Annotated in this window: 9 protein-coding genes; 3 read left to right on the forward strand and 6 right to left on the reverse strand. The window is 55.4% G+C overall.

Annotated features, from left to right (window positions below; all coding sequences use genetic code 11):
* Nucleotides 1-99 precede the first annotated feature (99 nt).
* From C173_RS25845 to C173_RS25855, 3 genes are all read left to right on the forward strand, one after another.
* On the forward strand, nt 100-990 hold the full coding sequence (locus C173_RS25845; protein WP_036730439.1) for a carbohydrate ABC transporter permease: 891 nt from the start codon (nt 100-102) through the stop codon (nt 988-990).
* Complete coding sequence (locus tag C173_RS25850; protein ID WP_036730441.1) at nt 990-1826, forward strand: carbohydrate ABC transporter permease; 837 nt, start codon at nt 990-992, stop codon at nt 1824-1826. The genes C173_RS25845 and C173_RS25850 overlap by 1 nt, the downstream gene beginning before the upstream one ends.
* A gap of 124 nt (nt 1827-1950) precedes the next feature.
* The gene (locus tag C173_RS25855; RefSeq protein WP_036730443.1) at nt 1951-3267 is read left to right on the forward strand and encodes an ABC transporter substrate-binding protein; all 1317 of its coding nucleotides are present in this window, start codon (nt 1951-1953) and stop codon (nt 3265-3267) included.
* 520 nt (nt 3268-3787) lie between these two features.
* Here the strand turns inward: C173_RS25855 and C173_RS25865 are convergent.
* The 6 genes from C173_RS25865 to C173_RS25890 form a co-directional block, all read right to left on the reverse strand.
* Nucleotides 3788-6103, reverse strand: a complete 2316-nt coding sequence (locus C173_RS25865; protein ID WP_036730447.1) for an FAD-dependent oxidoreductase — start codon at nt 6101-6103, stop codon at nt 3788-3790.
* Nucleotides 6104-6185: 82 nt separating this feature from the next.
* Nucleotides 6186-7025, reverse strand: a complete 840-nt coding sequence (locus C173_RS25870) for a carbohydrate ABC transporter permease (protein ID WP_063830957.1) — start codon at nt 7023-7025, stop codon at nt 6186-6188.
* 18 nt (nt 7026-7043) lie between these two features.
* Nucleotides 7044-7931 (reverse strand): carbohydrate ABC transporter permease, encoded by an 888-nt coding sequence (locus C173_RS25875; protein ID WP_036730453.1) that lies wholly within the window; start codon nt 7929-7931, stop codon nt 7044-7046.
* Nucleotides 7932-8119: 188 nt separating this feature from the next.
* Nucleotides 8120-9475 (reverse strand): ABC transporter substrate-binding protein, encoded by a 1356-nt coding sequence (locus tag C173_RS25880; RefSeq protein ID WP_036730455.1) that lies wholly within the window; start codon nt 9473-9475, stop codon nt 8120-8122.
* A gap of 75 nt (nt 9476-9550) precedes the next feature.
* Complete coding sequence (locus C173_RS25885) at nt 9551-11188, reverse strand: response regulator (RefSeq protein ID WP_036730459.1); 1638 nt, start codon at nt 11186-11188, stop codon at nt 9551-9553.
* Nucleotides 11185-13026: a sensor histidine kinase gene (locus tag C173_RS25890; RefSeq protein ID WP_036730461.1), complete on the reverse strand. Its 1842-nt coding sequence runs from the start codon at nt 13024-13026 to the stop codon at nt 11185-11187. The genes C173_RS25885 and C173_RS25890 overlap by 4 nt, the downstream gene beginning before the upstream one ends.
* Nucleotides 13027-13044 lie beyond the last annotated feature (18 nt).

Raw genomic sequence — 13044 nt, forward strand, 5'->3', positions numbered from 1 at the left:
ATCCACTTTTCCCGGCATGAAATGAAGTGTTAGCGGTGGCCCGGGCTTTCTATAATCAAGCTGTGAACCCGTAGTTATCTTACCCTAAGGAGAATCCATATGAGAAAAACTCTAGGTATACAGCGCGGCTGGGGACAGCAAATCGTATTTCTCGGCCCCTGTCTGCTCTTTTTCCTGACCATTGTGGTCACCCCGTTCTTCCTCGGCTTCTACTACTCCTCGACGGACTGGAACGGGCTGGATCTGGACAAAGCAGTCTGGACCGGCGCGGCCAACTGGAAACGGATTTTCATGAATGACGATAAGTTCTGGGAGTCCCTGGTCTTCACCCTGCGCTTCACCGTGATCTCGGTTGTGGCTGCCAACGTGCTTGCACTGCTGCTGGCCTTCATTCTAATGACGACGCTGAAGACGAAGAAGCTGCTCCGTACCGTCTTTTTCATGCCCAATGTGATCGGCGGCATTCTGCTCGGTTACATCTGGCAATTCATCTTCACCAAGGGCTTCGCTACGATCGGCGAGCTGACCGGGATTTCGTTCTTCCAGCTGCCCTGGCTGGGGACGCCAAGCACCGGGTTCTGGGGGCTGGTCATTGTGTTCGTCTGGCAGACAGCCGGCTATATGATGGTCATCTATATTGCCGGGCTGGCCGGGATTCCGAAGGATCTCATTGAAGCTGCCCGCATAGACGGTGCCCGCGCTCCGCAGCTGTTCAAGAGCGTCTACATCCCGCTGATTATGCCGGCGATCACCATCTGCCTGTTCCTGACGACCTCCAATGCCTTCAAAATGTTCGACCTCAACCTGTCGCTGACCAAAGGCGGACCCGGCACCTCGACCCAGTCGCTGGCCTATAACATTTATGCGGAGGCACTGATCAACAACCGGTATGGTCTGGGTACAGCCAAAGCGCTGCTCTTCTTCGCCGCCGTCTCCCTGATTACCGTCACCCAGGTCTGGCTTACCAAACGAAAAGAGGTGTCCGCCTAATGAACAGCAGCCGCTACCGCCCGGGCAACTTCATCCTCGAAATTGCCGCCATTCTGCTGGCTATTGTCTTCCTGTCACCGTTCTATCTGGTCCTGAGTAATTCGGTTAAGGGGCTGAAGGACATCCTGATCGATGCCGCTTCCTGGCCGCAGGTGTTCCACTGGAGTAACTATTCCAAGGTATGGGATGCCATCAACTTCCCGCAGGCCTTCTTCAATTCTCTGACCATTACGATTCTAAGCGTAATCTTCATCGTCCTGTTCAGCTCGATGGCCGCTTACCAGATTGTGCGCAAGCCGACGCGCTTCAATTCCTTCGTGTTCCTGCTGCTGGTCTCGGCGATGATCATTCCGTTCCAGTCACTCATGCTGCAATTGGTCCGGGTGACCAGCCTGCTGGAGCTGCGCGGCGAGCTGTACGGCATTGTGGCCTGTTATCTCGGCTTCGGGATGCCGCTGTCGGTCTTCCTGTTCCACGGGTTCATCAAGACGGTGCCGCTGGAGCTGGAGGAAGCCGCGCGGGTGGACGGCTCGAATCCGTACGGCGTGTTCTTCCGGATCGTCTTCCCGCTGCTGCTGCCGATTATTGTAACCGTCATTATCCTGAATACGCTGTGGATCTGGAATGACTATCTGCTGCCTGTCCTGGTGATCGGCGGGAATAAGGATCTGACGACCCTGCCCGTAGCTGTGACCAAGTTCTTCGGACAGTACACCAAGAAGTGGGATCTGGCCCTTGCGGGTCTCGTCATGGCGATCACGCCTATTCTCTTGTTCTTCCTGTCGCTCCAGCGTTATATTGTGGAAGGCGTGACTGCAGGCTCCATTAAGGGATGATCACTCGGCCTGCTTTCCTTTGCAGCAATAATATCCACTTTTTCGAGCAACATATGAAGTGTAAGTCATCTATCCATTCCTTTACGCTCTAAGAGCAAGAACCACAGACCAGGGAGGTTATTCTATGAAAAGAAAGTTCGCGTTCATCATGGCAACCGTTTGCACCCTCATTATCGCAGGTTGCGGGAACAGCGGCAATACGAATTCCGCGGGCAATGGAAGCGCTACGAATGCTCCTAACGCGTCAACCGAATCCGCAGCACCGGAAGCCGGCAAAACGCCTGCCAAGGATGTCACGATCAAGATGTTCCAGTTCAAGGTGGAGATTGCCGAGCAGCTGAATGCACTCGCTGAAGAATATGAGAAGGAGACGGGGGTGAAGGTGGAGGTCGAAACGCATGGCGGCGGTGAGGATTACGGCGCGCTGCTGAAGGCGGAGATCGCTTCCGGCTCTGAGCCTGAGATTTTCAATAATGGCGGTTATACTGCTCTTGTTCCTTATATGGACCGTGCCACCGACCTGAGTAATGAGCCTTGGGCCGCCCAGTTGATTCCGACCGCCAAAACACCGGCAACTGTAGACGGCAAGCTCTATGGTATGCCTATGAATGTAGAAGGCTACGGGCTGATCTACAACAAGGATCTGTTCGCCAAAGCCGGCATAACGGAAGAGCCCAAGACACTCCCGCAGCTCAAGGATGCTGTAGCCAAGCTGAAGACCGCCGGCATCACGCCGTTTGAAGCGACCAATGAGTGGTGGTCGATGGGGATTCACCTCGTTAACGTGGGCATGGCGCACCAGCCTGATCCGAAGCAGTTCATTGACGATGTGAAGGCGGGCAAACAGACTATTAAGGGCAATGCTGTCTTCAAGCAGTGGCTGGATCTCGTAGATGTGATCTTCGATAATGCCCAAGATAACAAGATGACTACCGATTACGCGACCCAGGTGGCTGAATTCGCCTCCGGCAAGGCCGCCATGATGCTGCAGGGGAACTGGACGCAAGGCGATATCGACAAAATCGATCCGGCTCTGAACCTGGGCCTCCTCCCGCTCCCGATCAATAACGAAGAAGGCACCATCCTGGTAGGCGTGCCTAACAACTATATCGTGAACAGCAAATCCGCACATCCGGAGGAAGCCAAGGCCTTCCTGAACTGGATGGTCAGCTCGGAAACCGGCCAGAAGTATCTGACCAAGGAGTTCAAGTTCATCCCGGCGGAAGCAAATATCACCGCAGACGCTGCTGATATCGGCCAGGTTGCCGTTGCCGTGCAGGAGAAATCCGGCAACGCGCTGGGCTGGAACTGGGATATGTTCCCTGACGGCGTGACCCAGGGCTTCGGCGCTGCCATGCAGGAATACCTCGGCGGCCAGCTGAACCATGACCAGCTGCTGGAGAAGCTGGATAAAGCGGTGCAGGATATTGTGAAGCAATAGGGGGCTAATCCTTTAACAGAAAAGAGGTGTCTTCAGAAGCCGGCAAACGGCAATTGAGACACCTCTTTTGTTATGCGCAGGATTTACGTACGATGCTCGGTGAGCACGCTCCGCTGTTTAAGAGGGGAAGTTACAAACACAGATTCAAGTGCACTTCTGCTCTTCATTTACGTTCGCCGCTATCTCTTGCCAATTCTGAGCGTTTTCTCTCACCGACCGATTGTATGGATAGCATTGTTGCACTTCCTTCAGGATTCCTCTATTAATGGTACTGGCTGTGGAGCATGGAGCCCATACTTCATCGCAGCAGCACCGATTGTATTCGGATTTCCGCATACATTTGGCCCACTCACCCCACGCCAGCATATTATATTCGGTGTTTCGCATACATCCAGCCTCTGACCAGTAATATCAGGGACACCTCCTGCTCCTCCCGGCGATCCTTCAGCCACGTTCAGCAACAAAGTCACTCTATGAATCCTTCACCCTTTACTGGAATTAGGTTTGTTCAGAATCCGCTCTATTCATAGCAGCGCACTTCATACACAGCTGCGGAAGGGTCGCCGTTCGTAGCTTCGATTACGATCCGCAGCTTCTCCGTCCGAATAGCGTCCGGCAGCTTGTGGCGCACCTGGCGCTGATAATTATCCGTAGCATGAATGACATCGATCCATTCTCCGCCCGTCCATGACTGGATACGGTACTCCTTCACACACTGCGGATCACGGTAGAAGGGCCCGTAGGCATGGTACTCACGGAATATATGTCCGGCGAAGGTAATCTCCACCGTACCTATCTGCTGCTCGGTTGCCCAGTCGAGCTGAAGCCACTGCGGTAAAGGCTGCACCGGATCGGAGCGCCAGAGGTTGGTATAGCGGTAAGGACGGGTAACCCCGCTCACAATATTCTCTGCGCCGAACGGCTGCTGCGGTGGAGCGATGCGGTAGCTCATCGTCATGCCCTTCTCGAAGCGCCGCATTCTGCCGCCGCCCATCTCGAAGGCGCTGATATGGCCGGGGATTATCGAGCCTGCCGCATGCCAGATGACCTGGGGATTCGCGGCCAGATCCAGCCGGATATACCTGCCCGGCTTCAGCCCCTCTGCAGCTCCGGCCGGGCTGGCCCATTCGATCCAGTGCCTGCCTCCCGGCGGAATGGTCAGGGTGCAGGAGGCCAGCCGCCCCTCCTCGGGCTCCAAGCGGTAGTCCCATATATGGTCCACCTGGAGCAGTACAGCTTCCACCTCCTGCGGCTGGTCCGTAATGTTGCTCAGGCAGACCGCCAGGCTGTCGATCTGCGGGGAGGACACGGCGATCCATTGGCCGCGTCTTCGAAGCAGCAGCTCATCCTGCCCGCTCCAGTCCTTGCGGTCATTCCATTCGCTCAGCTTCGGCAGGTAAGTTCCGGTCTCCGGCCCTGCGCCGTAGACCGCCACCTCGCTGCTGGCCGAGACCGCAGCCTGCCGGGCCAGATCACCCGCATCGCGGTTCTCCGCGTTCGGCAGGAAGCAGCCGTCGCGCAGCAGCGTCTGCTGCAGCTCCTGCATGCCCTCCGTGGTCATTGCCTTGATGGCGATGCCCTTCTTCAAGGCAATGGCCGATGCTGTCCCCGCAGCCTGGCCCATGAGCGCGCCGGTCGCCATGACGCGCACAGTCCCCAGCGCGGCATGCGTCACGCTGACATTGCGGCCCGCCATCATCAGATTATCCACATCCCGGGCCAGCATGATGCGGAAGGGGATGCCATAGGGGCCGCAGTAGCTTTTGACCGCATAGTCGGAAGTCTCGTTGTAGCCTTCGGAGCTGGCATGCTCACTGGTCGCGGCCAGCAGGCCGCCCGGGGTATGCAAATCCAGGAACCAGCCGCCGTAGGCGATCTCGTCCTCGAACACCTTGCGGTTCACCGGATCATGCTCGGTCATGAAATATTCGCCCATAATCCGCCGGCTCTCCCGCTTACCCGGCACCTGCCCGATCCAGTCCAGCGCGTAGTTCGCCGCAAGCTCCTTCGTCCGGGGATCACGGTTCTTGATCCAGTCCCAGATGCCCAGCGTATGCTTAGTCAGCTCATGCCGGATATCCTCGGCGTCCGTAATCGTATGCCAGGGCACGCCGATCTCGATCCACCAGTATCCGCTGCGGATATCGTAGGGTATGCGACCCTGATCGTAGAAATAAGCCGCATCCTCATATTTGGTTGCCCACTCCGGGGCTGTGTAGGGCACCGGCCGCCCCATATCTTTGGCCTTGAAATGTATCGAATTCCCCATCGTGTTCCCGCTCGCCTGCTCGGGAGCATGAGGCTCGTTGAACTCGTCCCGCCCCTCCGTGCCCATTCTCCACTCACAGCCGGCTAGATCGGCAATCACGCCATCCCCGGTGCAGTCAATGAACAGATCCGCCGTAATCTCCAGATTCGTCTCCGCATTAGCAACCCGGGCCAGGATGGACTGAATGGTCTTGTCATCCTTCATCACGACCTCATGAACGGAGGTATTCAAGTGAAAGGACAGATTCGGCGTGCTTAAGGCCATATCATACATCGTCATATCCCAGACGCTGTTCGTCCAGCCGTTCTCGGTAATCTCCTCATGGTTGCGCGCCCGTTCCTCAATAAACAGCTCGGAGATAATTCCCGTTTCCTTTGCATACGTATGAAAGGCCGCAGCCCCGTGCAGCGTCACCCGGATCTCTGAGGAGCTGTTGCCCCCGAATACCGGCCGGTCCTGAATCAGGCAGGTCCTCGCCCCGTGCCGGGCAGCAGCAACGGCTGCGCAGAATCCGGCCATGCCTCCGCCGATCACTGCGAACTCATACTGTTCCTTTTTGTGCATCATAACGTCATCCCTCTCCTGTTTGTAACTGCAAATTTGCGGCACCTCAGTTCCTCATCTCTTAACTCTCCAACCCTCCAGCTCCTCAGCCTTTAAGCCCCGTACTGGCAATCCCCTCAACGAACCAGCGCTGGAAGACGGTAACCACGAGTACAAGCGGTGCCAGTGCCGATACGGAAGCGGCCATAATCAGGGGATAATCCGTGCCGTTCTCATCCGTGAAGGTGGTCAGTCCAAGCGGGATGGTGAACAGATCGCGGTCCCGCAGCAGAATCAGCGGATTCTCATATTCATTCCAGTGCCAGGTGAACGTCAGGATCAGCAGGGTGACCAGCGCCGGCTTCGTCAGCGGAAGACAGATCTGCCAGAACATCCGCCAGTACCCGACCCCGTCTACCCGGGCTGCTTCCAGCAGCTCGCCGGGCAGCGTGCTGAAGAATTGCCGCATGATGAAGGTACCCAGCACCGTGAACATCCCCGGTAGAATAATTGCCAGATGTGTATTGACCATACCCAGGCTGTCGAACAATATGAACCGCGGGACAAAGAACACCTGGGCGGGAATAATCATGGTTGCCAGATACAGCAGGAAGATCGTCTCCTTGCCGCGGAACCGCAGCTTCGCAAAGGCATATCCGGCCATCGAGCTGGTAATCAGCGAGCCCAGTACCTGGAAGAAGGTGATTTTGACCGAATTCTTGTAATACACACCGAAGGAAACGGCCCCGTTCCAGACCTTCTCATAATTGGCGGTGTTCAGCGTATCCGGAATCCATTCGATCGGATAGCGGAACAGCTCCGAGGTGTTCTTGAAGGATGCCGAGAGCATCCAGATAAACGGCAGCATCATCACAATTCCGATCAGAAGGAATACAGCTGTAATCGATATTTTTGCGGCCACCAGATAAGCACTGCGCTTGTTCAACTACCTCACCCTTCCTCCCTAGAATTGATCCTGCCAGTTTTTCTGCGAGCGCCACTGCACCAGTGTCACAATGAAGATGAAGAGGAACAGCAGCCAGGACACCGTGGCTCCGTAGCTCATGTTCCGCAGCTCAAACGCCTGCTCATAGATATACAGCGCAAGTACGCTGGAGGAGCGCATCGGCCCGCCACCCGTCATCACCTGCACAGAGGCGAATACCTGAAAGGATGAAATGATCAACGTAACCGCTGTCAAAAAGGTTGTCGGCTTCAGCATCGGTACGGTGATGTACAGAAAGCTTTTCAGGCCGCTTGCTCCATCAATCTCTGACGCTTCGTACAAATCCTTGGAAATCCCCTGGATACCGGCCATATACAGAATCATCGCATAGCCGATATACGTCCAGATGGTCATGATTATGATTCCCGCGAGCGACCAGTCCGGGCTGGACAGCCAGCCGGGCGGATGGTCTATTCCCAGCGCCTTCAGCACCGAGTTGACCGGCCCCTGGGAAGGATTGTAGAGTACCCTCCAGACCACGGAAATGGCTACAATGCTGCTCATATACGGCAGAAAAATCATGGTACGGATCGCTGTCTTCATATATACGAACCTGTTCAACACCACGGCCAGCAGCAGGCCCAGCACCAGCGCCACAGGCACACTTGTCAGAGAGAACACTACGTTATGCAGTAAGGATCTCCAGACAATGGGATCGCCCCCAAGCTTGAGGATATTGTCAAGACCGGCGAAGCTGAAGCCGTCCATTCCTTTGAGGTAGTCCCAGTCCGTGAAAATAAGGACGAAGCTGAACACCATAGGAAAGAGGATGAAGGCGGCAAAGCCCAGCAGGTTCGGAAGAATAAACAGATAACCGGCAATATTCTCCCTCGTTTTTTCTCTCATACACTCAACTCCTTTTACCAGTATTATAGAGGCGGAGCCCCGCTCCCTGAATGTCATAAACTGTGCTTAAACCGTGATATTCTTTGGAGTTGCCTGCTGCTGATCCGGCGGTTCAAAAAAAGCCGCTCCCCGATATTCAGGGAACGGCCATGTATCGTATTCATCTGTCTCAGGGGCTGCACCCGGGTCTACTTCGCCGCGGCAATCGCCTCGTCAGCCCGTTGCTTAATCGTCTGTACCGTAGTATCCAGATCCTGCGCATCCATGAAGTACTTCTCGGCTTCTTCCATGAAGGCTTTGCGCATCTCGGTCAGCCCCGCAGTCTGAGTAATCTCTGTATTCGTATACTCTGTGTTCAGCAGACTCACGAAGGATTCCTTGTCAAAATACTGGGCCTTGTCGCCCATAATGGCTTCCGCCACCTGCGCGACATCGGCCTTCTTGCTGGAAGGAATACGTCCGCCGGGCAGCATTTCGGTATTCCCCCCGGTGAGGAACCAGCTCAGAAACTTCATCGCCGCCTCCTTGTTCGGACTCTTGGCATTGATCGAGGTCATATCGTTCAGCTTGCTGTTGTTGATATTACCCCCTGCCGTCCACTGCGGCATTGGCGCAAAGGCAATCTGGTAATCGCGGTTCGGGTACGCGGTGTCATCCTTGATGTAGCGGACAAAGTAAGCGGAGGTATAGGTGGAAGCCGCTCTTCCGTTCAGCAGCTCATCCTGCGGCTGGGCTTTGTTCGCTACCCCTTCCGCATAAGGCATCACATTCTTGCCGTCAATGAGCTTCTTCTGCAGCTCAAGCCCCTTGCGGAATGCTTCATGCCCGAAGTTGGATGTGCCGTCTGCGGCATAATAAGCATCCTTCGGCTGGGCAGAATTCAGCACATCGAAGGCAATCGGCTCCCAGGTCGGCGTGAAGAACGCCCCGTACTGTCCGTCCCGGGTCAGCTTCCCGGCCAGTGCTGCGTAGTCATCCCAAGTCCAGCCCGGCTCCGGGACGCTCTCTCCGATAGCATCCAGCGAAGCCTTGTTGAAGGCGATGAACTTCACATCCCTGGACCCCGGAAGGTTATAGATGGTTCCGTCGACCTTCGTGATGTTCTCCGAGCCGATGATTCCCTCCAGGTCGAACCCGCTGGACTCGATCAGACCCTCCAGCGGCTCTACCATTCCGGCCTTAATGCGCCGTTCCAGATGGGCGTCCGCGTAGCTGACAAATAAGTCCGGAGCATCCGTATTCGACAGGAGCGCCGTCTCCAGCTTCACATTGCCCGGATCATCATTCACGAACCGGACATATTCCACCTGAATGTCAGTGTTCTCCGCGTTCCAGCGGTCCACAACCGCCTTGGGCCCGTTCTCTTCAGGCACGCCGCCCCACCATTTTAGTGTAACCGTTTTCGAATTCCCGGAGGTCTGTGCGCTCTGCTGCGGCGCATTGCCCGGTTCGCCGGCCTGATTCCCGTTATTGCCTCCGCAGCCGCTTAGCAGCACACTTGCCAGCAGGACAGAGGACAGGCTTAATGTGAATCCACGCTTCATTATGATTTCCCCTTTCGTTAGTTGAACAGTAAGCACACCTTAGTTATAACAAAGCGCTGCCCAATAACGAACGGCTTATTCTTTGGTCTTCGAGGGATTTTCCAAGCTGCCCGGTTTGCGGCCGATCACAGTTTTGCGGTATTCCAGCGGAAATAATCCCTCTATCTTCTTGAAATACTTACTGAAATGATTGGAATCGGCATAGCCGACCATTTCCGAAATTTCATAGATTTTGTAGGTGGGATTGCGCAGCAGCTCCCGGGCCTTCTGCATGCGGATCTGCGTCAGATAATCCACAATCTTCACACCTGTCTCCTTCTTGAACATGACACTGAGATAATTCTCGGCAAACCCCGTCCTTCTGGCCAAGTCGGCCACCTTCAGTGAACTGGCGTACTCCTCTTCCATGATGGCGATCATCTGCTTCACCTCATCACGGTATACCGGCTGGCTGTTCTGTCCCGTCAGGGTTAAGGCTTCCGGAAGCCAGCCCAGAAACCAGCTGCCGATCTCCCCGAGCGTCTCCGCGTTGCGGATCACATCGAAGGGGTATCTTCCCTGATGCTCAGGCATGACATACAGAATATCCCCGGACTGCCCCATATGCCGGAAGACCAGATGCAGCCACTGCAGCCACTGCTCCCTGACCCAGGCGGCCCCCATCGCCTCTTCCGCCTGCAGCCGGGCAGTCCAGTGCCGTAATTCCTCCAGAATCACAGCCTCTTCCGCCGTTTCCAGCAAGGTATCCCAGTGCCCGCTTCTCAGAATACTCACCTTGGGCTGAACTTCCCCCACCTCGGCCAGCGGGTATAAGATATGACGGTCTTCATGAAAAAACCGCCGCCCGAGCGCCAGCTCCGCCTGCCGGAAGCCTTCATTTAACTGATACGGGCTGCAGCTGTCCCCGGACACGCCGAAGCTTACATTGACCTTGGCAAAGGTGCTGCCTGCAGCCTTAAGCTCATCCAGCATCCCTTCCGCATAGGAGCCGGCCAGGATCACCAGCTTGCGGTTATGCATATCCACCAGCTGGCACTTTTCATATTTTTTCAATATTTCCGCAAAAATATTGCTGACCGTATAGATGAGCAGCTGCTCACTCTGGAACCGATTCTCCTCCAGGACCTGCCGGTAATGGTCGACACCCGCCACAATCACCCGGCAGCCCTCCAGGACGAACGCCGGAAGGTTCCCGTCCCGCTGCAGATGGTCCACCTCCAGCCTCGACCTTTGCTTCACAAGCAAGTCAAGCAGCGTCAGCTCGGCGGATTTCGACTCCAGCACCTTGATGCGGTAATCCAGCTTATGCTTCTCCGAGCGCTCCTGCTGTTCACTGTGGAAGGACTGCTGAAGCCGCTTGCATTTATCAAGCAGCTCTTCCGGCGTATAAGCCAGCTTCAGCGTATAATCGGCAGCCCCCAGCCGCAGCGCCTTCTGCACATATTCGAAGTCATTATGGTTGGACAAAATAATAAACTTTATATCCGGCCACTTCACCCGGACATGATTCATGAGATCCAGACCGTTCATCTCCGGCATCCGGATATCGGACAGAATGATATGGCAGGCTTCGCGTTCCAGCAGCTCCAGAGCCTCCACGCCGTTCGCGGCTTCCCCGATAATCTCAAAGCCGTGCTCCTCCCACGGAATCAGCGTCTTGAGCGCCACCCGCACCAGAATTTCATCATCCACAATCAACACGCGTGTTGTCATCCTTCAAGCTCCTTCCGATAAGGAATCCGCACCGTCACCTGAAGTCCGCCCCCGTCCGGCCGGGAGAGGAGGATGCCGCAGGCCTGCCCGAAGTGGATTTTGATTCTCCTGTCCACATTCAGCAGCCCGATGCCGCTCGTCTTCACATGATCCTGCTGCAATTGATTAGAGATTACCTGCATGGTCTCCTCAGAGATCCCCTTGCCGTTATCCCTAATATGAATGAGCAGGTAGGGACCGGTGCATTCCGCCTCGATGCGGATATGCAGCGGCAGCTGCGAGCCATGGATAATACTGTTCTCCACCAGCGGCTGGAGCGTGAATTTCAGCACCGTGCAATCCAGCAGCTCTTCCGCAACCTGAATAGAGACGGTGATATCGTCGTGGTACCGGATCTTCTGCAGTGACATATACAGCTCCAGATATTCCAGCTCCTGCCCCAGCGTTACGAATAGCGTATTCTGCTTCATGGAGAACTCCATCAGCTTACCCAGCGCGGTAATCATATCGCTGACATTGCGGTTGGTCCCCGAGAGCATGGCCATCAGCTTGATGGAATTGAGCGTATTGAACAGAAAGTGGGGATTAATCTGTGCCTGGAGCGCCTGGAAATGCGCCTCCTCCTTATGCCGCTGCTCCTCCGCCACATGATGGACCAGTTCCTCCAGCTGCGCGACCATTTTATTGAAATGGCTTCCGAGTACGGCGATCTCATCCTTGCCGCGCACCTCAACCTTGGTGCTGAAGTTGCCGCTGCCCACCCTGCTCATGGAGCGCACCAGTGCATAGAGCGGCTTCGTCAGGCGCAGCAGGATGTAGATCACGATCATGATCCCCACGCCGAAGAACAGCAGGAACAGGGCAATGGACTTCGTCCGGGAGTTATCCAGCTGGGCGGAGAAATCCCCGATCCGCTGCAGGGAGACTATTGATATGCCCACCTGCGGGACTGAAGCCGCATTCATTAGATAGGTTTCCTTGCCCAAGGACAGCTTCCCAGTAACAGACGGACTCTTCCTTAAGTCTTCCAGCTGCTCCGGCGTCAGGGAATACTGCTGCTTGCCGTATATATCATACAGGGCTCCGGCTGTGTCCATCACCAGCAGCTGCGTATTATCGGGCAGCCCTTTGGCGGGGATGCCATAGAATTGACTCACTGGAATGGCTACTACACTTAATCCCCAGTTACGGTTGGAGGATTCGAACGCAAAGGAACGCGACAGCAGCATGAACTCCTTATCCGGCGCATTCTCGGTATACCCCAGGGCTGCGGGCAGGCGGTAGACCCGCTCCCAATAGGGATAGCCCTTCTGCTCCATCCCCGCCTTGAACCAGGGTTCGCGGATAATCGTACCCGTTGCCTGGCGGTTGAAATTATATAAGGTCGTCACCACACTGCCCTCCGCATCGACAAGTCCGATGAAGGCGCTGTTATCCAGCAGGATATCCCTTAAATAGCCCATCTTCTTCTGGATTTGAAAAATAGCCCCCATCGCCTCCGCATTCCCGTAGTCCCAATTGAAGGTATTGGAGCCGAAAGACTGGGCCATATCCGCCTCCAGCAGATAAGTCGCCTGAATCATCCGTTTGGCTTTATCATTAATCGTCAAGGCTGCCTGCTCGATCAGGCTCTGATTGGCAGCATACACTTCCTGCTCCACCACGCTGACCGATGTTGTGAAGTAGCTGTACAGCACGATCAGCGTCGGCAGGGCAATCACGATGAGCACGGTAGCGATCAGCTTGCTGCGGATCGAACGCAGCCCTCTCCAGCTTCCGGTTATGGCGGCTTCCTCCCTGGCTCTGCGACCTGTAATCCCGAAATATCTTAAACACATTAATTATAGCAAAGGATA

Source organism: Paenibacillus sp. FSL R7-277, assembly GCF_000517965.1.
Taxonomy (GTDB): Bacteria; Bacillota; Bacilli; order Paenibacillales; family Paenibacillaceae; genus Paenibacillus_AQ; species Paenibacillus_AQ silagei.